The organism is Streptomyces sp. NPDC016640 (genome assembly GCF_043076215.1).
Taxonomy (GTDB): domain Bacteria; phylum Actinomycetota; class Actinomycetes; order Streptomycetales; family Streptomycetaceae; genus Streptomyces.
Window position 1 is genome coordinate 172,022 of the sequence record NZ_JBIBRG010000012.1, and the last position, 23,858, is coordinate 195,879.

14 protein-coding genes and 1 pseudogene are annotated in these 23,858 nt (G+C 71.5%); 13 read left to right on the plus strand and 2 right to left on the minus strand.

Annotated features, from left to right (window positions below):
- Nucleotides 1-72 precede the first annotated feature (72 nt).
- From ACF07S_RS24265 to fusA, 3 genes and pseudogenes are all read left to right on the plus strand, one after another.
- Nucleotides 73-696: a hypothetical protein gene (locus tag ACF07S_RS24265; RefSeq protein ID WP_391975075.1), complete on the plus strand. Its 624-nt coding sequence runs from the start codon at nucleotides 73-75 to the stop codon at nucleotides 694-696.
- Between the two features lie 667 nt (nucleotides 697-1,363).
- A pseudogene (locus tag ACF07S_RS24270) lies at nucleotides 1,364-1,681 on the plus strand (transposase family protein); the annotation flags it as partial.
- Nucleotides 1,682-2,611: 930 nt separating this feature from the next.
- Nucleotides 2,612-4,678, plus strand: coding sequence for an elongation factor G (fusA, locus tag ACF07S_RS24275; protein WP_391975076.1), 2,067 nt, complete (start codon nucleotides 2,612-2,614; stop codon nucleotides 4,676-4,678).
- Nucleotides 4,679-4,829: 151 nt separating this feature from the next.
- On the opposite strand, the gene ACF07S_RS24280 is transcribed toward fusA, so the two are convergent.
- A complete protein-coding gene (locus tag ACF07S_RS24280) occupies nucleotides 4,830-6,629 on the minus strand; it encodes a coagulation factor 5/8 type domain-containing protein (RefSeq protein ID WP_391975077.1) in 1,800 nt (599 codons plus the stop codon).
- A 256-nt stretch (nucleotides 6,630-6,885) separates the two neighbouring features.
- Here ACF07S_RS24280 and ACF07S_RS24285 point away from each other — a divergent pair, with 256 nt between their 5' ends.
- The 9 genes from ACF07S_RS24285 to ACF07S_RS24325 all read left to right on the plus strand — a co-directional run bounded on the left by ACF07S_RS24285 (nucleotide 6,886) and on the right by ACF07S_RS24325 (nucleotide 20,714).
- Entirely contained in the window at nucleotides 6,886-7,971 is a 1,086-nt protein-coding gene (locus ACF07S_RS24285) for a DUF1996 domain-containing protein (protein ID WP_391975078.1), read from the plus strand.
- 170 nt (nucleotides 7,972-8,141) lie between these two features.
- Nucleotides 8,142-9,893, plus strand: a complete 1,752-nt coding sequence (locus tag ACF07S_RS24290) for a discoidin domain-containing protein (RefSeq protein WP_391965748.1) — start codon at nucleotides 8,142-8,144, stop codon at nucleotides 9,891-9,893.
- Between the two features lie 32 nt (nucleotides 9,894-9,925).
- Complete coding sequence (locus ACF07S_RS24295) at nucleotides 9,926-12,367, plus strand: glycoside hydrolase family 3 C-terminal domain-containing protein (protein WP_391975079.1); 2,442 nt, start codon at nucleotides 9,926-9,928, stop codon at nucleotides 12,365-12,367.
- Between the two features lie 65 nt (nucleotides 12,368-12,432).
- Complete coding sequence (locus ACF07S_RS24300; RefSeq protein ID WP_391975080.1) at nucleotides 12,433-13,680, plus strand: LacI family DNA-binding transcriptional regulator; 1,248 nt, start codon at nucleotides 12,433-12,435, stop codon at nucleotides 13,678-13,680.
- A gap of 348 nt (nucleotides 13,681-14,028) precedes the next feature.
- Nucleotides 14,029-15,345 (plus strand): ABC transporter substrate-binding protein, encoded by a 1,317-nt coding sequence (locus ACF07S_RS24305; RefSeq protein ID WP_391975081.1) that lies wholly within the window; start codon nucleotides 14,029-14,031, stop codon nucleotides 15,343-15,345.
- 43 nt (nucleotides 15,346-15,388) lie between these two features.
- On the plus strand, nucleotides 15,389-16,390 hold the full coding sequence (locus ACF07S_RS24310) for a carbohydrate ABC transporter permease (RefSeq protein ID WP_391965752.1): 1,002 nt from the start codon (nucleotides 15,389-15,391) through the stop codon (nucleotides 16,388-16,390).
- 49 nt (nucleotides 16,391-16,439) lie between these two features.
- A complete protein-coding gene (locus ACF07S_RS24315) occupies nucleotides 16,440-17,279 on the plus strand; it encodes a carbohydrate ABC transporter permease (protein ID WP_391975130.1) in 840 nt (279 codons plus the stop codon).
- Between the two features lie 29 nt (nucleotides 17,280-17,308).
- A complete protein-coding gene (locus ACF07S_RS24320; RefSeq protein WP_391975082.1) occupies nucleotides 17,309-18,670 on the plus strand; it encodes a GH1 family beta-glucosidase in 1,362 nt (453 codons plus the stop codon).
- 166 nt (nucleotides 18,671-18,836) lie between these two features.
- A complete protein-coding gene (locus ACF07S_RS24325; RefSeq protein ID WP_391965754.1) occupies nucleotides 18,837-20,714 on the plus strand; it encodes a discoidin domain-containing protein in 1,878 nt (625 codons plus the stop codon).
- Nucleotides 20,715-21,055: 341 nt separating this feature from the next.
- Here ACF07S_RS24325 and ACF07S_RS24330 read toward each other — a convergent pair whose 3' ends face one another.
- Nucleotides 21,056-21,523, minus strand: a complete 468-nt coding sequence (locus ACF07S_RS24330) for a hypothetical protein (RefSeq protein ID WP_391975083.1) — start codon at nucleotides 21,521-21,523, stop codon at nucleotides 21,056-21,058.
- A 364-nt stretch (nucleotides 21,524-21,887) separates the two neighbouring features.
- Between ACF07S_RS24330 and ACF07S_RS24335 the strand changes: the two genes are divergently transcribed.
- On the plus strand, nucleotides 21,888-23,774 hold the full coding sequence (locus ACF07S_RS24335; protein ID WP_391975084.1) for a DNA/RNA helicase domain-containing protein: 1,887 nt from the start codon (nucleotides 21,888-21,890) through the stop codon (nucleotides 23,772-23,774).
- Nucleotides 23,775-23,858: the final 84 nt, after the last annotated feature.

A 23,858-nucleotide genomic window follows, 5' to 3' on the forward strand; every position in this document is an offset into this window, starting at 1 on the left:
ACCGGCCTGCGGGTCTGAGGGGAGCCCCGGCCGTATGGAACCGAGCGCTCGAGGCCGCACGTCCCCCCGTACATGCTGATCGTCCTGGGGATACTCTTCGCCGTCGCGCCCGCCGTCGTCTGGACGACGATCGCCCGTACCCGCCCCGTCGGTTTCGCGATCGGCGGCACGCTGCTCGCCGGAGCCGGTCTGCTGATCAGCGTCCAGCAGGGCTGGATCCACGCCCCCGGACCCGACGCCCATCTCGTGTTCACAGCCCTGGCGTCTCTGCTCATCGCCTGCGGTGCGGGACTGGAAGGACGGCACGACAACTCCCCTCCCCCGGAATGGATTCCCCGCCGCAACGGAGCGATCGGCTTCCTGGGGATGCAGTTCGCCCTCACCCTCGTGGTCGGCCTCCTGTATGCGCTGATGATCAGCGAAGGCTCGGACGCCCCGCCGTCCAAGGCCCTCCCCTCATTGCCGCCAGGCATCAGCATGGCTGACGAAGGCACCAGCTGCGGTTCCGGCGGCTGCTGGCGCGCCGCGACGGTCACCAGCGAGGACGGCTTGTCCCGGCCGGAGATCATCCGCGAACTGGGCCTCCAGCAGGAGAGCTGCCGCTCCAGCGGCTGGCTGCTCGACTGGCGTGACGTATGCGTCGGAGCCAGGGACAACGGCGAGAACGTCACCATCTACGCCAGCTGGGGATACTGAGAGGCCGTCTCCTGGTCGGTCACGGTGGTTCTGAAAGAGGATCTGTGACAAGCCGCGTGCCTCACTGGTGACAATCAGGCTGCTTCGACCGGACTCATACACCAGCTCAACCAGCTCTGCCAAGAGTTGTCCCGTAACCCCATGAGGCTGAGGTTCATGCTGCGTCAGGGTCGGTGCCGATGGCACCGGCCGAGCGGAGCGAACGCCCGAGGTCTCCAGTGAGGATGCGCGGGTGCCGCCGCCACCACCACAGGTCGGGGCCGGGCAGTCGGCGGAACTGGTCGAGCGCTTGGCCGTCGTCGTCGACGGTCGCGGCCCTGTACCGGTCGTCCAGAGCTCTGATCCGCGGGGTCCAGAGCTGGACGATGTGTTCGTCCAGCAGGAGCCATGCCTCGTGCAGCCAGTTTCGGCAGTAGAGGTCGTTGGTGTACTCGTGGATGTCGTCGCCCTAGCCGCGCTCGATGACGCTCACCAGGGTGGTCCACGCGTTCACCCTTCCAGTGACCGTAAATGCCGCCCGCCAGCCGCGCTGGTGCAACAGCTCTCCCACCTCGGTCTCCGTAGCCACGGGCGGAGGATCTCACGCGGAAGCCGTCCGGGCGATCGAGATGTTTCCCGCCCAGAGGTTGCGGGCCCTGGAGCATGATCAAGGTGAGACGATCTCGCCGTGGCTGGTGTGATCACTGCGCCGGAACCCTCCTGGACAGCCCCGTTCACCGGGCTGAGCCCACGACAGTTCACGAAGCCTGTGACCGCGTTGCGGCGGGAGGGCGCCGACCCGGTGAGCAGAGGCCGGCCCTGGGGCCCGCCGCTGGAAGACACATTCCTGCTGGTGGCCGCTTACTGGCGGACGAACCTCACCCTGCGGCAGTTGGCCCCGTTGTTCGGGGTCTCCAAGTCCGCCGCGGACCGGATCACCGCCCACCTCGGGCCATTGCTCGCCCTGCGGCCTCGCACGAGGTTCCGAAAGGACACGGTGCGCATCCACGCCGAGTCCGTGCCCGTGGGCGCCCGGCAGGCGTATGTCCTCTTCGCTGTCCCACGGAGCCCATCCCATGGCTGATCGAGCCGAGGAGTACGGCGGCTCACGAGCGGCGGTTCTCTCGAAGAAGTGCCGACCTCGTGAGCCGCCGTCCTGCGGGCCTGGACGGAGTGTCGCAGCGTGTGCGTCGCGCCCTCGGGCCGGGCGGGCGGCGGCTGCCCGGCTCCGGTTGCTCACGCCGGACACCGTCGGCGCGGTCGCACGGCTCGGCGGTCACGACGCCGGGGGAGCCGGGGACCCGGGGGGCGGAGGGGACCGGGGAGGCGTGTGCGGGAGGGGCGTCGGCCGGCGTCTCCAGCTCGGCCGGGCTGATCTCCGTGACCTGGGCGTCGCGCGCGGGAGCGGGCCAGGCGAGGGTGGGGGCGCTGTCGGCGGGGGCCACCGGCGCCGACGGCCCGCGCGGCGCCACGCGTCCCACTCGGTCCTGTTCGGGAGAGGCCGCGCGAACGGTGCGGGCCCCTTCACACTCCCAGACATCTCATTTTCCAGGAATCCCGTACCAGGACATGAGACATGCGGGGAGGTGGTCCACGAACGCGCGACCTCGTAAAACGCGTGGTCCGGCCGTGGCGTCCCCGCCTACACTCGCGATCGGCAGCAGCGCCGTCCCCCTGTCCGGGCGGCGTCGAGGAGACCAGTCGAGGGGAGCCGGGCCGTGCGTGACCACACCGCCGTCGCCGCTCCCCGCACCCGGTCCGCCCGCTCCGAGGTGATCCTGGTGTCCTCGGCCGTCCGGTGCCCGCTGCGCGGCCGGCACCGGATGCCGTGACGCACGTCTGATCTCCGCACCCCCCGCGCGTCCGGGGACGTGCCCCGCCGTGCGTCAGGGACATCGCGCCGCCCTTCTCCGGACCATCCGAAAGGCCACGGGCCATGCGCAACCCGACGACCGCCAGCCCCCTCGCCGCCGTCCGCAACCTCGGCATCCTCGCCCACGTCGACGCGGGCAAGACCACCGTCACCGAGCGGATCCTGTACGCCACCGGCACCACGCACAAGCGGGGCGAGGTGCACGACGGCACCACCGTCACCGACCACGACCCGCAGGAACGCGACCGGGGCATCACCATCTTCGCCGCCGCCGTCAGCTGTGCCTGGGACGGCCACCGGATCAACCTCATCGACACCCCGGGCCACGTCGACTTCGCCGACGAGGTGGAGCGCTCCCTGCGCGTCCTGGACGGCGCGGTCGCCGTGTTCGACGCGGTCGCCGGAGTGGAGCCGCAGAGCGAGTCGGTGTGGCGGCAGGCGGACCGGCACGGTGTGCCGCGGATCGCGTTCGTCAACAAGATGGACCGCGCGGGTGCCGACCTGGACACGGCCGTCGCCTCGATCCGGGAGCGGCTGCACCCCGCACCCCTGGCGGTGCAGTTGCCGATCGGCAGGGAGGACACCTTCACCGGTGTCGTCGACCTGGTGCGCATGTGCGCGCTGACGTGGGACGACGAGGGCGAGGCCGGTGACCCGGCACCGGTGCCGGACGCACTGCGCGAGGAGGCGGGCGGACGGCGCCGGCTGCTGGAGGAGGCCGTCGCCGAACTGCATCCGGGCGCGTTGGAGGAGTTCTGCGACACGGGTGCGCTCACCACCGGGACGCTCACCGACGCCTTGCGGGACCTGACCCGCGGCGGTGACGCCGTCGTGGTCCTGTGCGGCTCGGCCTACCGCAACCGCGGTATCGAACCGCTGCTGGACGCCGTACTCGCCTATCTGCCCTCGCCGCTCGACGTGCCGCCGGTGCGCGGGACGCGCGAGGACGGCGGCGGACAGGAGCGGGCCGCCGACCCGGCGGCACCGTTCGCCGCGCTCGCGTTCAAGGTGACCGCCACCTCGACGGGCCGGCTGACCTATCTGCGGATCTACTCGGGAACGATCGGGAAGGGGGACACCGTGTGGGACGCCACCGCGCGGCGTACCGAGCGCGTCGGGCGCATCCTGCGGGTGCGGGCCGACCGGCAGGCCCCGCTGGACCGGGCGGTGGCCGGGGACATCGTCGCCGTGGTCGGACTGAAGTCCGCCCGCGCCGGCGCCACCCTGTGCGCGCCGGACGCCCCGCTGCTCCTGGAACCTCCGGGGGTCGCCGAACCGGTCGTCTCCGTGGCGGTCGAGGCGCTGCGGGGCACGGACACCGGGCGGCTGGCGTCGGCGCTCGCGCGGCTGGCCGAGGAGGACCCCTCGCTGGGCGTGCGCACCGATGCGGAGACCGGCCAGACGGTGCTGTCCGGCATGGGCGAACTGCATCTGGAGGTGGCGGTGGAGAGGATCCGGCGTGAGCTCGGGCTGGGCGTCGACGTCGGCCGGCCCCGGGTCGGTTACCGGGAGACCGTCGGCGGCGGTGTGACCGGCTTCGTGTTCCGGCACGTCAAACAGGACGGCGGGGCAGGTCAGTTCGCCCATGTCGTCCTCGACGTCGAGCCGCTCGGATCGCCGGGGTCCGGGTTCGAGTTCCGCTCGGCGGTCGTCGGCGGGCGGGTGCCGCAGGAGTACGTGCGCGCGGTCGAGGCCGGCTGCCGGGACGCCCTGGCCGAAGGGCCGCTGGGCGGGCATCCGGTCACCGGGCTGCGGGTCACGCTCACCGACGGTTCCACGCATGTGAAGGACTCCTCGGACACCGCCTTCCGCACCGCCGGCCGGTTGGGACTGCGCGACGCCCTGCGGGCCTGCGCCGTGGTCCTGCTGGAACCGGTCGTCGAGGTGACGGTCACCGTGCCCGAGGACGCTGTGGGCGGGGTGCTCGGCGACCTGGCCGCACGGCGCGGCCGGGTGACCGGCTCGGCCGCACGGGCGGGCGGAGCGGTGGTCACCGCCACCGTCCCGCTGGCCGAACTGTTCGGCTACGCGACCCGGTTGCGCAGCCGCACCCAGGGCCGCGGCACTTTCACCAGCCGGCCCACCGGCTACGCGCCGGCCCCGGCACCGGCTGAGGCGCCCGCCCGGTGACGCTGAGCCGCCCGCCCGGTGACGGAGGCGCGCCCGTGTGGTGACGGAGACGGCGGCCCCTCCCGCACTCGCGCGCGGGAGGGGCCGCCACCGGCACCGTACGGGCACGTCCGGTCACCGGCGTCGGCCGGACGTGCCCGTGGCGCCGGGATCAGGGGTAGGACACCACCGTCGACGGCACCGTGTCGCTGCCCGACGTCGGCGACCCGGTGTCGTTGATGACGCACTCGTACTGCCCGTTGCCGCTCAGCGACACCACCGACAGGCTGTGGAAGCGCACCCCGGGCCGCTCGGGGGCGGCGAAGCCGTGGTGCTGCACGATGCTCGGGTTCACGTTGTAGTAGCAGTAACTGCCCATGCCCCAGCCCTCGTGGGTGGTGACGTGGTCGCCGACCTTGTACGCGGCGTAGCCCTTGATCGAGCCGTTCTGGACGGCGGCCTGGTCGGGGGCGTCGTAGGCCTTCTCGTTCTGGAAGAAGACCGTGCGGCCCCGCTCGCCGTTCCACTGCACGTCGTACTTGTTGAAGTGCTCGACGAACAGACCGGTGGCGAGGACGTCGTCGCCGTTGACGACGACGCCGTAGTCGCAGCGGTTGGTCTCCCAGCCCACGCCGTCGCCGTGGTCGGCGCGCCAGACCCAGGTGTGGTCGATGACGGTGTGCCGGGCGTTGATCACCATGCTGGTGGTGGCCTTGCCGGGGCCCGCGCCGCCGATCCGGATGAACACGTCCTGCACGGTGATGGGGTTGGCGGAGTGGTCCTTGGCGGCACCCTCCGGCCCCACCTCCAGCAGCACGGAGGAGTTGACCGTACCGGCGTCGATCAGGAAGCCGGCCAGCCGTACGCCGTCGACGTCGGCGACCTGCAGGGCGGTGGCGCCGTTGTCGGGGATCAGGGTGGCGTATCCGAGGCCCAGCACCACCGTGTCCGGCCGGTTCACCCGGACCGGCTGGTCGACGTGGTAGATGCCCGGCGTGAACAGCAGGTTGAGCCCCTGTTCGAGGGCCTGGTTGAGGGTGGCCGCCGAGTCGCCGGGCTTCGCGACGTAGAAGCGCTCCAGCGGCAGGGAGGTGCCGCGCGGGGTGCCGTTGCCCCAGGTGACGCCGCGGGAGTTGGTCCGCAGGGCGGGCAGGAAGACGCGGTACTGGTCGCCCTCGAGATACAGGAAGGGCTTCTCGCGGGAGACCGGCGTGGTGTCGAGCGTGGTGTACGGCGGGTTCGGGAAGCCCTGCGCGGGGGCGCCCTCGACACCGGAGAACACCATGTTCCACACGCCGTTGGTCCAGCCGCCGACCGAGCTGTCCCGGGTGTACCACTGCTGCTGCGAGTACGGGCCGACCGTGCCGTCGACGCGGCTGTCGGCGATGTAGCCGCCGCTGGCCCATCCGTAACTGGCGGGGGCGAGGTTGAGTCCGCCGCGCACGTGCATCCGGCGGAACGGCGCGGCCTGGGCGACCGCCCAGCGGTTGGTGCCGCTGACCGGGACGAGGGCCAGGTTCTCCGCCGAACGCCAGAAGTTCTGGGTGGCGTTGCCGTCGAACCAGCCGGCGTCGACCGTCACGTCACCGTTGATGGTGGTGTCGTCGGGGGAGAGCCCGAGACCGGAGATCGAGGTGTAGAAGCCGATCTGCGCGTTGAGTCCGTTGTACGTGCCCGGCTTGAACAGCAGTTGGTAGCGGCCGGTGCCGAACTGGGCCGTCTCCTGCTGCCGGAAGATCTCGTCCAGGCGGGCCTGGATGCCCGGGGTGGACGGATCGAAGACGATCACGTTGGGGCCGAGGTCGCCCCCGGCCTTGAGCCGTCGCGGCTTCTTGCGTCCCGCCGCAGGCGCGGCGGAGGCCGCCCCGGACATGCCTGCCAGCACCGGTGCGGCCGCGGCGGCACCGAGGAGGGCCCGCCGCCGCACGCCGGAGGGTTCCGGCGCGGGGGAGTTCGTGGGGGAAGTGGGCATGGGGCGGCTCTCTCCTTGTTCGGAAGATGAACGCAGTGGGGGTGGGGGAGCGCTCTCTGGATGTGCATGGTTCATCCGTGTGCGAGAGACGTCAAGAGTTACGACAGCCCCACCTGTGACTTGTTCAACAAGTGTGGGCGCGGCATTCGTTGCTCCTTGTGCCGGATCCCTTGACACCCTCCCGCGCCCGGCTCAACACTCCGTCCGTGGGAGAGCGCTCTCCGAGATTTTCCCCGACACCTCTCAGGAGGTCTCCATGCCACGGAGATCAAGAGTCCTGTCCGGCACCCTGATCGCGACCGCGTTACTGCTGACCTCGGTCGGCGTCGGCACGGTCGCGGCGAACGCCGACACCGGCACCGCCGCCGCGCCGGCCGTGCACGCCGCGCACACCGCGCACGCCATGGCGGTTTCGACCGCCGCCTCGCCCGAGGACCCGGACGGCGACGGCTACATCCCCGCGAACCCGCCGGTCACCGGCGTCACCCCGTCCACGAAGGAGCCGCCGCACCGCTACTTCCACGAGTTCCAGGCCAACTGCTCGGTCTCCCACACGGCGCCCGACGACCCCGTCGTCCACCCGGGGCAGCCCGGGAAGTCGCACGACCACACCTTCATGGGCAACACCACGACCGACGCCGGCAGCACGACCGCCTCGCTCGACGCGGGCGACACGACCTGCCTCGCCCCCGGCGACCGGTCGGCGTACTGGATGCCGACCATGTACGACGGCGACCGGCCGGTGCTGCCGGTGGGCCCGCAGGTCATCTACTACAAGGCCGGCGTCACCGACTACACCAGCGTGCGCCCCTTCCCCAAGGGCCTGCGGTACGTCGTCGGCAGTCCCCTGCAGAGCGCCCAGCAGTTCCGCGCCCACCGGGGGTTCGTCGAGGGCTGGGAGTGCGGCGACAGCTTCTTCAACGTCGAGTTCCCGGCCGACTGCCCCGACCGCCAGGACGTCCAGGTCAACATCCGTTTCCAGGCCCCCAGTTGCTGGGACGGCCGCAACCTGGACACCCCCGACCACCAGAGCCACATGGCCTATCCGGTCGTCAACCCCGGCACGAACAACAACATCTGCCCGGCCGGCCACCCGGTCGCCCTGCCGATGATCGAGTTCAAGATGGCGTTCCCCGTCAACGGCGACCTCTCGCGGGTCAGGCTGGCCGGCGGAGCGAGCTATTCGTTCCACTACGACTTCTTCAACGCCTGGGACGAGCGCACCCTGAAGGCACTGGTCGACCACTGCATCGTCGGCGGCCTGCAGTGCAACGCGCGCGGCCACGACGAGACGCACCCGGAGGCCGGGGCGGCTCTGAACGAGCACTACGAACTGCCCTGACCCGCGGGCTACCACTCCCTGACCTGCGGGCTACCACTCCCTGACCCGCGGGCGATCCCTCCCCGACCGGTCCGTCACGACGGGCCGGGCCGGGCCGACCGAACGGGCCGGCCCGGCCGTTCAAGCCCCCACGGCCGGGCCGCCCCCCACCCCGGACACCGGAGTCCCACATGAGCCGACCCCACACCCGTGCCCGCAGACTCACCGCCCCCCTGACCGTCGCCCTGCTCACCGCCGGCGCCCTCACCGCCCTGCCCGGTCCGCAGGCGGTGGCCGCGGGCAGCACGGTGAAGGTCACCGGCGGCCAGGGCGCCTGGCAATTGACCGTCGACGGCAGCCCCTACCAGATCAAGGGCCTGACCTGGGGACCCTCCGCCGCCGACGCCAACCGGTACATGCCCGACCTGAGATCCATGGGCGTCAACACGATCCGCACCTGGGGCACCGACGCGAGCAGCAGGCCCCTGTTCGACTCCGCCGCCGCGCACGGCATCAAGGTCATCGCCGGTTTCTGGCTCCAGCCCGGCGGCGGCCCGGGCAGCGGCGGCTGCGTCGACTACCTGACCGACACCGCGTACAAGGACCGGATGCTCGCCGAGTTCCCCCGCTGGGTGCAGGAGTACAAGGACCACCCGGGCGTCCTGATGTGGAACGTCGGCAACGAGTCGGTCCTCGGCCTGCAGAACTGCTACAGCGGAGACGAACTCGAGCGGCAGCGCGATGCCTACACCACCTTCGTCAACGACGTGACGAAGAGGATCCACGCCGTCGACCCGAACCACCCCGTCACCTCCACCGACGCCTGGGTCGGCGCCTGGCCGTACTACAAGAGGAACGCCCCCGACCTCGACCTGTACGCCGTCAACTCCTACAACGCCGTCTGCGACGTCCGGGCCGCCTGGGAACAGGGCGGCTACACCAAGCCGTACATCGTCACCGAGGCGGGACCGGCCGGCGAGTGGGAGGTCCCCGACGACGCCAACGGCGTACCGAGGGAGCCCACCGACCAGGCCAAGGCCGAGGGCTACACCAAGGCCTGGAACTGCGTCACCGGACACCGCGGCGTCGCCCTGGGCGCGACCCTCTTCCACTACGGAACCGAGTACGACTTCGGCGGCATCTGGTTCAACCTCCTGCCGGCCGGCCAGAAGCGGCTGTCCTACTACGCGGTGAAACGGGCGTACGGCGGCGCCGGCTCCGGCGACAACACGCCGCCGGTGATCTCCGGCTTCGGCGTCGAGGGTGACGCGGGCAGGGTGCAGGCCGGCAGGGACCTGGTGCTCACCGCGCGCGCCACCGACCCGGACGGCGACGCCGTCACCCACGAGGTGCTCGCCAACAGCAACTACATCGACCAGAGCAAGCAGTTGACCCCGCTGCCGTTCACCGACCTGGGCGGCGGACGCCTGAGGGTCAAGGCACCCGACCGTCCCGGCGTGTGGAAGCTGTACGTCAAGGCCACCGACGGCAGGGGCAACGTCGGCGTGGAGACCGTCTCGGCCCGCGTCGTGCCGCCCGCCGTGGACGGCACCAACGCCGCCCTGGGCAAGCCGGCCACCGCCTCCTCCTTCCAGCCCGGCCACGGCGACTGCCCCTGCCCCGCCGGCAACGCCGTCGACGGCGACCCCCACACGCGCTGGGCCAGTGACTGGAGCGACCCGCAGTGGCTGCGGGTGGACCTCGGCACCCGCACCACGTTCAAGCACGTGCAGCTCTTCTGGGAGACGTCGTACGCCAGGGCCTACACCGTCCAGGTCTCCGACGACGGGCAGAACTGGCGGACCGTGCGCACGGTGACCGACGGCAACGGCGGTGTCGACGACCTCGAGGTGACCGGCACCGGCCGCTACGTCCGGGTCAACGGCACGGCACGCGGCACCGGTTACGGCTACTCGCTGTACGAGTTCGGCGTCTACAGCTGACGCGACGAGAAGAGGAGAGGGCGGGGACCCGGGTGGGGACGAGCGAGGAAGACATCGACCGGCTGCTGGGCAAACTGACACCGCGCGCCCGCGCGCTGCTGCTCAGCGGCGCCACGACCTGGCGCACCCGCGCCGAACCGGGCGTGGCGCTCCGCGAGTTGGTGATGTCCGACGGACCGGCGGGCGTGCGCGGACAGTCGTGGGACGAACGCGGCACCGCCGTGCTGCTGCCGTCCGCCACCGCGCTCGCCGCCACCTGGGACGAGGCCCTCGTCGAACGCCTCGGCGGCCTCCTCGCCGCCGAGGCACGGCGCAAGGGCGTGCACGTCCTGCTCGCCCCCACCCTCAACCTGCACCGCAGCCCGCTGGGCGGCCGGCACTTCGAGTGCTTCTCCGAGGATCCCGAACTGACCGGCCGCATCGGCGCCGCCCTCATCCGCGGCGTCCAGGCGGGCGGGGTGGCCGCCACCGCCAAGCACTACGTGGCCAACGACTCCGAGACCGACCGGCTCACCGTCGACGTGCGCGTCGGCGAACGGGCCCTCAGGGAGGTCTACTTCGCCCCCTTCGAGGCCGCGGTGGCCGCCGGGGTCCGGGTGGTCATGGCCGGCTACAACGCGGTCGACGGCACCACCATGACCGCGAGCGGCCTGCTCGCCGATCCGCTGAAGAGCGAGTGGGGCTTCGACGGCGTCGTCGTCTCCGACTGGGGCGCGGTGCGCGACACCGTGAACACCGGGCGCGCGGCCCTGGACCTCGCCATGCCGGGTCCGGACGGCCCCTGGGGCGAGGCCCTGGCCGACGCGGTGGCCGACGGCACCGTGCCCGAGGCGGCCGTCGACGACAAGGCGCGGCGCCTGCTGCGGCTCGCCGCCCGCTGCGGCGTCCTCGGCGACGAACGGCCGCCGGCCCCGGCCCCGGCGCGCACCCGGGACGTACGCGCCCTGGCCCGGCGGGCGGTCGCGGCGGGGGCGGTCCTGCTGAGCAACCGGGACGTGCTGCCCCTGGACCCCGGCCGCCTCGGCACGGTCGCCGTGATCGGAGCGCACGCCGCACGGACCCGCACCCAGGGCGGCGGCAGCGCGGGCGTCTTCCCGCACGGCGAGGTGTCCGTCCTGGACGGCGTCCGGGCCGCGCTGCGCGGCCGCGCCCGCGTCGTCCACGTCCCCGGACCCCGCCCGGACGGCCCGGCGCCCGCACTGGACACCACGCTGTGCACCGACCCCCGCTCCGGACGGCCCGGCGTGCTGCTGCGCGTGCTGGACGCCACCGGCGCCGAGCTGCACGCCGAGCGGCGCGGCGGCGGACGCCTGCTGGAGCCGCCGCTGCCGCCCGGCGCCCACACCGTGGAGATCAGCGCTCTGCTCCGCCCCCGTGCGGGGGGCCGCTGGACGCTGGGCGTCGCGGGCTTCGGGCGAATGCGGCTGAGCCTCGACGGGCGCGTGCTCCTGGACGGCGTCCACCCGCCGGACACCGACGATCCGGCGATCGTCCACGTCAACCCGCCCGCCCGGTACGCCACCGCCGACCTGGTCGCCGGGCGGGACGTCCTGCTGGTGGCCCGCCGTGAACTGGCGCCCGGCACCGGCCGGGCCACCGTCGTCAGCGCCGCCCCACCGACCCCCGACGTCGCCGGGTCGCTGACCGAGGCGGCACGCGCGGCCCGGGCGGCGGACGCGGCGATCGTGGTCGTCGGCACCACCGAACACGGCGAGTCCGAGGGCTACGACCGGACCGGTCTCGCCCTCGGCGCCACCCAGGACGCGCTGGTCCACGCCGTCGCCGCCGCCAACCCGCGCACGGTCGCCGTGGTCAACAGCGGCGGGCCCGTCGAGATGCCGTGGCGCGAGGCGGCGGGTGCGGTCCTGCTGGCCTGGTTCCCGGGACAGGAGGGCGGGGGAGGGGTGGCCGACGTGCTCTTCGGACGCACCGAACCGGGCGGACGGCTGCCCACCACCTGGCCGGCCGCCCTCGCCGACGCCCCGGTCACCCGCACCCGCCCGGTCGACGGCCGCCTCGCCTACGACGAGGGCCTGCACATCGGCCACCGCGGCTGGCTGCGTGAACGCCGTACGCCGGCCTACTGGTTCGGCCACGGGCTCGGCTACACCACCTGGTCGTACGAGGAGCTGACCGTCCCGGCGGGGTGGCACGCGGGAGAGGACCTGACCGTGTGCGTGCGCCTGCGCAACACCGGTCGGCGGGCGGGCCGGGAGGTCGTGCAGGTGTACCTCGCCCGGCCGCCCGGACCGGTCGACCGCCCCGTGCGGTGGTTCGCCGGCTACGAGGCCGTGCACGCCGGGCCGGGGGAGGAGGTGACGGCACGGGTGCGGATCCCGGCGCGGGCGCTGCGCCACTGGTCCGCCGAGGAGCACGCCTGGCGCACGGAGCCGGGGGTCTGCCGGGTGCTGGCCGGGCGGTCGGCGGGGGAGCTGCCACTGGCCGCGGAGGTGGAGGTGGGACCGCCGGGATGAGCCCCCGGGCAGGGGGCGGGAGAGCGCTCTACCTCGGGGCGGGCCCGCCGGTTAAGGTGCGGGGCATGAGCAGACAGGCCCCGACCCTGGAGGACGTGGCCCGGGAGGCCGGCGTCTCCCGGGCCACCGTGTCCCGGGTGGTCAACGGCGTCCGCAACGTGGATCCCGCCATCCAGGACCTGGTCCGCCGGGCCATCGAGCGGACCGGCTACGCCCCCAACCAGGCCGCCAGACAACTGGTCACCCGGCGCACCACGACGGTGGCGCTGGTGGTCTCCGGCGCGGGGGACGGCGCCGACCCGGGCAAGGAGGCGGAGGGGCGGCAGGCGGACGGACGGCAGCCGCACGGGCGACGAGAGGGCCGGCGACGGGACCGACGACAGGACCGCCGACAGGCGGTCGGGCTTCAGCCGGCTCCGGAGCGGCCGGCTCCGGGGCGGCCGCATGCGGAACGGGCGGCCGGGGAGCAACCGGACCGGCGGCAGCCGGACCGGGAGCAGCCGAACCGGGAGCAGATCGCCTTCGCCACCCGGGTGTTCGCCGACCCGTTCTTCGGCCGTGTGATCGGCGGCGTGGTCGGCCATCTGCGGCCGCGCTCCATGCATCCGGTGCTGATGTTCGCGGAGACCCCCGAGACCCGGCAGGAGGTCGTGACGTACCTCCGGCAGGGCGGTGCGGACGGCGCGCTCGTCGTGTCGACCCACCCCGACGACCCGCTGCCCACGCTGCTCGCCGCCGCCCGGCTGCCCGCGGTGCTGTTCGCCCGGCCCGGGCGTCCGGTGCCGCTCAGCTACGTCGACCTCGCCCACCGCGAGGGCGGCCGGCTCGCCGCCGAGCACCTGCTGGCCCGCGGCTGCCGCCGGATCGTGACCGTCGCCGGTCCGCTCGCCGTCGCCGCGAGCCAGGAGCGCCTGGCCGGATTCCGGGACACCCTGGCCCGGCACGGAAGCCCTTGTGTGCCGGTGGCCGAGGGCGGCTTCACGGTCGACAGCGGCATGGCGGCGATGACGTCCCTGATCGCCGGACACCCGGACCTGGACGGGGTGTTCACCGCCAACGACCTGATGGCCCAGGGCGCCATCCAGGTGCTGCGCGACCACGGGCGCCGGGTGCCGGAGGACGTCGCGGTCGTCGGTTTCGACGACTCCAGCGTCGCCGTCACCTGCCGGCCCCGGCTGACCACGGTCCGGCAGCCGGTGGAGGAGATGGCGGCCACGATGTCCGGCCTCCTCGACGACCACATCAGGGGCGGGCGCGGCGAGCCGACCTCGGTGATCTTCGATCCGGAGCTGGTGGTACGGGACTCCGCGTAGCCGCCGCCCCGGCTGCCGCCACCGCCGGGCGGCCCGACGAACCCGGTCCCGCGGCCGGACCCGGGGCGGTCCTGCTCATCAGGCCGTCGAAACACAACCGTTGCACAACCGCGGTGCGGTTCTCCCGCCGCAGGTCACGGACGGTGCGCCGGATCCGTGCGGGCACCGGCCCCCTCCTCCGTGGCTCCCGGCCGGCGACCGACCGTGCGGGACATCTTGACGCTCGCTTCTCTTGAGGTTTAACTCACGTCCTAAATTAAGCCATGAGGGGCTTCGGGGCGCGGACGGGGTGTCGTTTCCGGAAGCCGGCCTCCGACTTCTCGCCTCCCGGAAAGGGACCCAGAAGCCATGCGCAGCATCCGAGCCGCAGCCGTAGGCGCCGTCACCATGTCTCTCGCTCTCGCCGTCTCGGCCTGCGGAGGGGGTTCTTCCTCGGGCGGCGGATCGAACGACTCGCCCAAGGAACTCACCTACTGGGCCTCCAACCAGGGCGCCAGCGTCGAGGTCGACAGGAAGGTCCTCCAGCCCGAACTCGACAAGTTCGAGAAGGAGACCGGCATCAAGGTGAAGCTGGAGGTCGTGCCCTGGTCCGACCTCCTCAACCGCATCCTCACCGCCACCACCTCCGGCCAGGGCCCCGACGTCCTCAACATCGGCAACACCTGGAGCGCCTCCCTCCAGGCCACCGGCGCCCTGCTGCCCTGGGACGCGAAGAACTTCGACAGGATCGGCGGCAAGGACCGCTTCGTGGAGTCCGCGCTCGGCTCGACCGGTGTGGAGGGCCAGGACCCGGCCGCGGTGCCGCTGTACTCGATGGCGTACGCCCTCTACTACAACAAGACGATGTTCGCCGACGCGGGCATCTCCGAGCCGCCCGCCACCTGGGACGAGCTGGTCGAGACCGGCAAGAAGCTCGCCAAGGACGGCAAGTGGGGCCTGGGCGCCGAGGGCTCCAACCTCTCGAACAACATCCACCAGGTCTTCGTCCTCGCCAAGCAGCACGGCGCCGACTTCTTCACCGCCGACGGCAAGCCCGACTTCACCTCCGACGGCGCGGTCGCCGCGGTCAAGCAGTACGTCGACCTGATGGCCAAGGACAAGATCATCGCCCCGGGCAACGCCGAGTACGCCCAGAACCAGTCCCTCGGCGACTTCGCCAAGGGCAAGACCGCGATGGTGCTCTGGCAGACCGCCTCGGCCACCTTCAAGGGCATGGGCATGAAGGACGACGAGTGGGGCGTCGCCCCCGCGCCCGTCCCGTCCGGCGCGCCCGGCGCCGGCGAGAACACCAACTCGATGGTCGCCGGCATCAACATGGCCGTCTTCAAGAACACCGACAACGTCGACGGCGCCACCGAGTTCGTGAAGTTCATGACCAGCGACGCCGAGCAGAAGATCCTCAACAAGGCCTACGGCTCCATCCCGCCGGTCAAGGCAGCCCAGTCCGACCCGGCGTTCAACGGCCAGGCCACCGCCGTGCTGCGCGAGACCCTCACCACCAGCGCCGCCGCGCTGCCCCAGGTGCCCGACGAGTCGCAGTTCGAGACGGCGGTCGGCACGGCGGTCAAGGAACTGTTCGCCGACGCCGCCGCCGGCCGCCCGGTGACCACCGCGTCGGTGAAGGCCAAACTCGCCAAGGCCCAGCAGCAGATGCCGACGAAGTGAGCGCCCCCACCGACACCGTCACCGACACGACACGGACATCGCCATGACCACCACGACCGCCCCGGCGGGTCCGGGCGAGCGGACGGTCGGCAAGAACCCCCCCGGTGCGGCGCGCGGTTCCGGCCGCCGCACCGGGCGGATCCGCCGCATCGGACTGCCCTACCTGCTGCTCCTGCCGGCCCTGCTGCTCGAACTCCTCGTCCACCTGGTGCCGATGGTCATCGGCATCGTGATGAGCTTCAAGGAGCTCACCCAGTTCTACATCCGCGACTGGACCACCGCTCCGTGGACCGCCCTCGACAACTACCGCATGTCGGTGGACTTCGACGCCCCCGTCGGCGAGGCGCTGCTCCACTCCTTCCTCGTCACCTGCGCCTTCACGCTGCTCTCCGTGGGCCTGTGCTGGTTCATCGGCACCGCGGCGGCGATCTGCATGCAGGACACCTTCCGCGGCCGCGGCCTGCTCCGCGCGCTCTTCCTGGTCCCCTACGCCCTGCCGGTCTACGCGGCCGTCATCACCTGGGCGTTCATGTTCCAGCACGACAACGGCCTGGTGAACCACGTCCTGCACGACCAGCTCGGCCTCACCGACAAGCCCTCCTTCTGGCTGATCGGCGACAACAGCTTCATCGCGCTGCTCGTCGTGTCGGTCTGGAAGGGCTGGCCGTTCGCCTTCCTCATCGTCATGGCCGGACTGCAGAACATCCCCAAGGAGCTGTACGAGGCCGCGTCCCTGGACGGCGCCGGCGTCTGGCAGCAGATCCGCCGCATCACCCTGCCGTCCCTGCGCCCGGTCAACCAGGTCCTGGTCCTGGTCCTGTTCCTGTGGACGTTCAACGACTTCAACACGCCCTACGTCCTGTTCGGCAAGTCGGCCCCGGAGGCCGCCGACCTGGTCTCGATCCACATCTACCAGTCGTCGTTCGTCACCTGGAACTTCGGCGCCGGATCCGCCATGTCCGTCCTGCTGCTGCTCTTCCTGCTGCTGGTGACGGGCGTCTACCTGTTTCTGACCTCACGTGGACGGAGGTCCGCCCGTGCCTAGGACGACGACCGCACCCCCGTCGCGGACGGCCGGCGCCCCGCGCTCCCCGATGGCCGTACCGCCCTCCTTCCTCTGGACGCGCCGCGTCTTCCTCACCCTGCTCACCGGCTTCGTCCTGCTGCCGGTGTACGTCATGGTCTCCAGCTCCCTCAAACCGCTGGAGGACGTCACCGGCGAGTTCCGCTGGCTGCCCACCGGCCTGACGATCCGCCCGTACATCGACATCTGGTCCACGGTCCCGCTGGCGAAGTACTTCGTGAACTCCCTCATCGTGGCGGGCGCGGCGACGGTCTGCTCGGTCGTCATCGCGGTCTTCGCCGCCTACGCGGTCAGCCGCTACGACTTCCGGGGCAAGCGGGTCTTCTCGGTGACGGTCCTGTCGACGCAGATGTTCCCGGGCATCCTCTTCCTGCTGCCGCTGTTCCTCATCTACGTCAACATCGGCAACACCACCGGCATCGCCCTGTTCGGCTCCCGCGGCGGTCTGATCCTCACCTATCTGACCTTCTCCCTGCCGTTCTCCATCTGGATGCTCATCGGCTACTTCGACTCGGTGCCGCGCGACCTGGACGAGGCGGCCCTGGTCGACGGCTGCGGCCCGCTCAGGGCGCTGTTCCGGGTCGTGGTCCCGGCGGCGGTCCCCGGCATCGTCGCGGTCGCCGTCTACGCCTTCATGACCGCCTGGGGCGAGGTCCTGTTCGCCTCGGTGATGACCAACGACACCACCCGCACCCTCGCGGTCGGCCTCCAGGGCTACTCCACCCAGAACGACGTGTACTGGAACCAGATCATGGCCGCGTCGCTGGTGGTGAGCGTCCCCGTGGTGGCCGGCTTCCTGCTCCTCCAGCGCTACCTGGTCGCCGGTCTGACGGCGGGCGCCGTCAAGTGACCGACACCCCTGTCAACGAAAGGACCTACGTGAGCATCGACTTCGCCGCACTCCCGCACGACTTCCTGTGGGGCACGGCCACATCGGCGTACCAGATCGAGGGAGCCGTGGCGGAGGACGGCCGTGCACCGTCGATCTGGGACACCTTCTCCCACACGCCGGGGAAGATCGACAACAACGACCACGGCGACGTCGCCTGCGATCACTACCACCGCTGGCGCGAGGACATCGCCCTGATGCGCCGGCTCGGCACCAACGCCTACCGCCTGTCGATCGCCTGGCCGCGCGTGGTGCCCGGCGGCGACGGCGCGGTGAACGAGAAGGGCCTGGCCTTCTACGACGAGCTGGTCGACGGCCTCCTGGAAGCCGGCATCACCCCGTCCGTGACCCTCTACCACTGGGACCTCCCGCAGGTGCTCCAGGACCGGCACGCCGGCTGGCAGTCGCGTGACACCGCCGAGCACTTCGCGGCGTACGCCTCGGTCGTCGCCGAACGCCTCGGCGACCGCGTCACCCACTGGGCCACCCTCAACGAGCCCTTGTGCTCGGCCTGGATCGGCCACCTCGACGGCGTCATGGCCCCGGGCCTGACCGACCTGACGGCGGCCGTCCGCGCCTCCTACCACCTGCTCCTCGCCCACGGTCTGGGAATGCGGGCGATCCGCGCTGCCGCCCCGAACGCCCGGGTCGGCATCGTCAACAACCTCTCCACCATCCACGCGGCCAGCGACCGGGAGGAGGACCTGGCAGCCGCCCGCCGCATGGACGGCCACACCAACCGCTGGTGGCTCGACCCGGTACACGGCCGCGGTTTCCCGGCGGACATGCGCGAGGTCTACGGCGTCGAACTCCCCGAACGAGCGGGCGACATGAACCTCATCGGCGCCGAACTCGACTGGCTGGGCCTGAACTACTACTTCCCGCAGACCGTCGCGGACGACCCCACCGGACCGGCGCCCCGCGTCCGCACCGTCCGCCGCGACGGCGTCCCGCGCACCGGCATGGACTGGGAGGTCGACGCGAGCGGCATCGAGGACCTGCTGCTGCGCCTGACCGACGACTACGGGGCGCGCAGGCTGTACGTCACCGAGAACGGCTCGTCCTTCCCCGACACCGTCCGCCCGGACGGCACGATCGACGACCCGGAACGCCAGGACTACCTGGCGAGCCACCTGGCCGCCTGCGCCTCCGCCGCCCGCAAGGGCGCCCCGCTGGCCGGCTACTTCGCCTGGTCGCTGCTGGACAACTTCGAGTGGGCGTACGGCTACGACAAGCGCTTCGGCCTCGTCCACGTCGACTACGCCACCCAGGCGCGCACCATCAAGGGCTCCGGTCACCGGTACGCGGAGATCATCCGCGGCCACGCGGACCGGGCGCGGCGGGCGGCCTGACACCACCACGTGACCGGCGGGCGCGGCAGTCACCCCGCGCCCGCCGGGACCGCTCGCACGGCACCGCATGAATGACATGAACGCAACATATGCACGCAACACATGCACCGCCCTCTCGTCACCCGTTACGGGGAACCGGCGCCCCACCCTCCCCAAGGAGAGCCGCATGCCAACCCGTACCCCCCGCATCCTCCTGACCGCCGTCGCCACGGCGGCCGTCCTCACGGCGGGCCCCGCCTTTGCCGCTCCCGCCCCCGCCCCCGCCGCGGCGGCGGCCGCCTGGGACACCGACCGCGCGGCAGCCGCGTACGCCGCGAACCCGGCCGGCGTCACCGCCTCCGGCAGCGAGAACGCGGGCGTGGCCCCCGGCGCCGCCTTCGACGGCAACGGCAGCACCCGCTGGTCCAGCGAATTCGCCGACAACGCCTGGATCCGCGTCGACCTCGGCTCGACGATCCGCGTCGACCGCGTCGTCCTGGACTGGGAGGCCGCCCACGGCAAGCGCTACGTCCTCGAGGCCTCGGGGAACGGCACGGACTGGACCCCCTTCTTCACGGAAACAGCCGGCACCGGGGGCTCGGTCACGGCACACACCTACCCCCAGGAGGTCACGGCCCGCTACGTCCGCATGCGCGGCGTGGAACGCGCCACCGCCTGGGGCTACTCCCTCTACTCCTTCAAGGTCTACGGCGGTGAACCCGCCCCCGCCTCCACCACCCGCGCCAACCTGGCCCTGAACCACCCGGCCTACGCCAACTTCTACCAGCACGCGGGCAACTCCCCGGCGTTCGTGACCGACGGCGGCTGGCCGGCCGACCTGAAGGCGGACCAGTCCCGCTGGTCCAGCGACTGGAACGCCGACCGCTGGGTCTCCGTCGACCTCGGCGCACGCTCGACCATCGACACGGTCGACCTGTACTGGGAGGCGGCGTTCGCCGTCGACTACGAACTCCAGGTCTCCGACGACAACCGCACCTGGCGCACGGTGTACCGCCCCTCCGCCTCCGAAGTCGCCTCCCGCCGCGCGAACGTCAAGTCCCCCGGGGACGCGGTGGGCCTGCACGACTCGGTGAGACTCCCGCAACCGGTCACCGGCCGCTACGTCCGCATGCTCGGCAAGGAACGCCGCTCCTTCCACAACCCGGCCCCCGCCACGGCCCAGTTCGGTTACTCGCTCTACGAGTTCCAGGTCTGGGGCACCGGAGGCAGCGCGACGGCGGCGTACCCGGCGCTCCCGGCCGACCAGCCGGGCGCCTACCGCACCACGTTCTTCGACGACTTCACGACCCCGTCCCTGGACCGCTCCAAGTGGCGCGTGGTCCGCACCGGAACCGAGATGGGCTCCGTCAACGGCGAGTCCCAGGCCTACGTCGACTCCACGGACAACATCCGCCAGGAGAACGGCAACCTGGTCCTGGCGGCCAAGCACTGCAAGGGCTGCACCCGGGCGGGCGGCGGCACCTACGACTTCACCTCCGGCCGCATCGACACCAACACCAGGTTCGACTTCACCTACGGCCGGGTCAGCGCCCGCATGAAACTCCCGGTCGGCGACGGCTTCTGGCCCGCCTTCTGGCTCCTCGGCAGCAACGTCGACGACCCCGCCGTCTCCTGGCCGTCCTCCGGCGAGACCGACATCATGGAGAACATCGGCTACGGCGACTGGACCAGCACCGCCCTGCACGGCCCCGGCTACTCGGCCGACGGCAACATCGGAGCCCGCCAGACCTACCCGAACGGCGGCCGCGCCGACCAGTGGCACACCTACGCGGTGGAGTGGACGCCGACCGGCATGCGCTTCTACGTCGACGACCGCCTGGTCCAGGAGACCACCCGCAACAAGCTCGAATCCACCCGCGGCCAGTGGGTCTTCGACCACAACCAGTACGTGATCCTCAACCTCGCCCTCGGCGGCGCCTACCCCGCGGGCTGGAACAAGGTCACGACCCCGTACTGGGGCCTCCCGCAGTCGAGCGTGGACCGCATCGCGGCCGGGGGAGTACGGGCGGAGGTGGACTGGGTGCGGGTGGAGCAGAAGGGCTGACGGGTCCGGGGCGAGCAGGCGCTCACTGCCGGCTCGCCCCGCGCACCGTTCGATACGGCCTGCGTCCGCCTGCCCTGCCTGACCGACGGCTACGTCAACGCCCTCGCGTAGAGGTACCGGGACGGCCCGGCCGTCGTGTACCGCCTGCGGCGGGAGGCCGGGCCGTGATCGTGAGCGGCATCGGTCACCATCGCTTCAACGGGTCGGACGTGCCCGATGCGCAGTTCCCTCAGACAGGGAGAAGGGAGTGCGCCGCCCTGCGGGTCGACAAGGCACGTCCAGCCCTCGAACGGGTCGAACCCGGACCCGTAGGCCTGAGCTGTACCAGCTGGTGAGTGGTGTCAGGCGTTGCCCAACCGATGAATCGCAGCCTTGATGTCGTCCAGCTGGGCCGTCAGCCGGTCGACGGCGGCATCCAGGAGAAGCACCGGATCGTGAGCGGACCAGAAGCGGATCACCGCGTCCAGTTCTTCGTCCCAGTACGTGTCCTCGTCGCCCACGGGAAGCTGAAGCTGCCGGGCCAGCTCGGCGAACCCCGGACCGGGCACCCGTGACTCCTGCGCCACCACCAGCGCTGACAGCATGGGCCTGCCGTGCTCCACCTCGTACCTGCTGATGTTGCCCAGAGCCGGGAACAAGGTGCGGAAAGGCGGTCGGCTCATCCCTGTGTTCTCGCCCTCCGGATCGATGAGCAGTCCGAGTTCCTTGTAGGTCAGACACGCCTCGCGCGGCTTCGCCGGATCGGCCTCACGGGCGCGGGTGCTCAGGACACGGTGGACGTCGCGTTCCGTCGGCGTCAGAGTGATCACGTGTAACTCCAGGGATGATGAACGGCCCTGTGGGGGCCGTGACTTGACGCATAGAAGAACACAGCGTTTGCAGGCAGCGGGGACTTTATGACATATCGCCGCTCTTGCGGAAGTCGCACCCTACGGGGGGACGTTCCTGGCCCGGTACCGCGCGATCCCCGGTCCGTAGTCGGCCGCCCGCCCCTCTCGGTCAACCGCACCGCGCGCTCCTCCTGCTTCGGCTACCCGCGCAGTCGTCAGTGGTGCCAGGTAATCTCGGATGCATCGTCAACGCGGCCCGACGGGCTTCCGCTCCACCCCGGTGGAGTCTCGAAGGACATGCCCCCACCCGCACGAGTCACTTCGTGCTGCCTGGGGGAAGTCCTTGTTGTTCCGCGCGTCCGCGAAGACGGTCGCCGTCATGGCGCTCGACGGTTCGCTGTTCCTGCACCTCACCGAGAACTTCGTCCACATGCACGGCTACCGGCCCGGAACCTCGGAGGCGCGCTCCTGGGAGCGCAGCATCCCCGTCCTGGCCGCCGCGCTCAACGACGCGGGCCTCGGCGACGTGGAGATGATGCTGGAGTACGCGCTCCCGCTGAACAGCAAGCGCGCCGACGTCGTCCTGGCCGGCGTGCACCCGGCCACGGGTGAGCCGTCGTACGTCGTGGTGGAGCTCAAGCAGTGGAGCCAGGCCCTCCCTCACGAGGACGACCCCACCCTGTGCCACGTCGACGCCTACACCCACCCGGTCCTCAACCCGATCGAGCAGGTACGCCGCTACTGCGAGTACCTCGTCAACTTCAACGGGGCGGTGTCCGAACACGGGCACCGGGTCAACGGGGTGGCGTTCCTTCACAACGCCACCGAGTTCGGCGTGACCGGCCTGCGGGAGATCGAGCGTGACGGTCACGGTCTGCTCTTCACCGGGGAACGCCGTGGCGCCTTCCTGGACCACCTCCGTACCAGGCTGAGCGACAAGCACCCGGGGGCGCGCGCGGCGGACGAACTGCGCGACGGCGCCGCCGTACCGTCGAAGCAGCTGATGTCCGTGGCCGCAGAAGAGGTGCGGGAACGAACGCAGTTCGTGCTCCTCGACGAACAGCAGGTCGCCTACCGCATGGTCCTCAACGCGGTGCGGAAGGCGAAGCACGCCGACCGCAAGGAGGTCGTCATCGTCACGGGCGGCCCCGGCACCGGCAAAAGCGTGATCGCCCTCCAACTGCTCGGCGAGCTGTACCGGCGCGGAATCCCGGCGCTGCACGCCACCGGCTCGCAGTCGTTCACCAAGACGATGCGGAAGATCGCCGGGGCCCGCAAGCGCGAAGTGCAGGACCTGTTCAAGTACTTCAACAGCTTCATGACCGCCGAGAAGAACAGCCTGGGCGCCCTGATCTGCGACGAGGCACACCGCATCCGGGAGACCTCGGCCAACCGCTACACCCGTGCCGAGCACCGGACCGGCAGGGCGCAGATCGACGAGCTCATCGACGTCGCCTACGTGCCCGTCTTCTTCCTCGACGAGCACCAGGTCGTGCGCCCCGGCGAGATGGGCACCGTGGCCGACATCAAGGAGGCGGCGGCGAAGCGGGACATTCCATGCCACGTCGTGCCCCTGGACAGCCAGTTCCGTTGCGGCGGCAGCGATGCCTATCTGCGCTGGGTGGTCCGGCTCCTCGGACTGGAGTCCGGCGGACCGGTGACCTGGGAACCCGACGGCCGTATGCATCTCCTGGTCGCCGACAGCCCGCAGGAGATGGAGGCGTTCCTGGAGGCCCGCCGGGCCCAGGGCTACGGCGCCCGCATGTCCGCCGGCTACTGCTGGCGCTGGTCCCCGGAACCCAAACCCGGAGACCCCCTTCCCCCCGATGTCGTCATCGGCGACTGGGCCCGACCCTGGAACCTGCGCGGCGACCGCTCCGTCTCCGGAGCACCCCCGGCCGCCCTGTGGGCCACCGACCCGGCCGGCTTCGGCCAGGTCGGCTGCGTCTACACCGCCCAGGGCTTCGAGTACGACTGGTCCGGCGTGATCATCGGCCCCGACCTGCTCTGGCGCGGGGACCGCTGGGTCACGGACCGTACGGCCTCCAAGGACCCGGTCTTCAAGCGGTCCACCCCGGACGCCGACGTCGACCGCCTGATCCGCAACACCTACAAGGTGCTGCTGACCCGGGGCATGGTCGGCACGGTCGTGTACTCGACCGACCCGGAGACGCGAGCGAAGCTGAGGGAACTCGCGGGGAGTTCAGCGCGTCACTTGTCTGTCGTGTGACGGTGGCCAGAAGCGCATGGCCGGACGATGGCGCTTGTCGTGAATCGGCCACACCATTCCATTGAACAGGCCGAATGGCGTTCG

Bases quoted from the DNA above. Each gene is read 5' to 3' on its own strand.
- ACF07S_RS24265 (WP_391975075.1), top strand. From the start codon at position 73: ATGCTGATCGTCCTGGGGATACTCTTCGCCGTCGCGCCCGCCGTCGTC.
- fusA (WP_391975076.1), top strand. From the start codon at position 2,612: ATGCGCAACCCGACGACCGCCAGCCCCCTCGCCGCCGTCCGCAACCTC.
- ACF07S_RS24280 (WP_391975077.1), bottom strand. From the start codon at position 6,629: ATGCCCACTTCCCCCACGAACTCCCCCGCGCCGGAACCCTCCGGCGTG.
- ACF07S_RS24285 (WP_391975078.1), top strand. From the start codon at position 6,886: ATGCCACGGAGATCAAGAGTCCTGTCCGGCACCCTGATCGCGACCGCG.
- ACF07S_RS24290 (WP_391965748.1), top strand. From the start codon at position 8,142: ATGAGCCGACCCCACACCCGTGCCCGCAGACTCACCGCCCCCCTGACC.
- ACF07S_RS24300 (WP_391975080.1), top strand. From the start codon at position 12,433: ATGAGCAGACAGGCCCCGACCCTGGAGGACGTGGCCCGGGAGGCCGGC.
- ACF07S_RS24305 (WP_391975081.1), top strand. From the start codon at position 14,029: ATGCGCAGCATCCGAGCCGCAGCCGTAGGCGCCGTCACCATGTCTCTC.
- ACF07S_RS24310 (WP_391965752.1), top strand. From the start codon at position 15,389: ATGACCACCACGACCGCCCCGGCGGGTCCGGGCGAGCGGACGGTCGGC.
- ACF07S_RS24315 (WP_391975130.1), top strand. From the start codon at position 16,440: ATGGCCGTACCGCCCTCCTTCCTCTGGACGCGCCGCGTCTTCCTCACC.
- ACF07S_RS24325 (WP_391965754.1), top strand. From the start codon at position 18,837: ATGCCAACCCGTACCCCCCGCATCCTCCTGACCGCCGTCGCCACGGCG.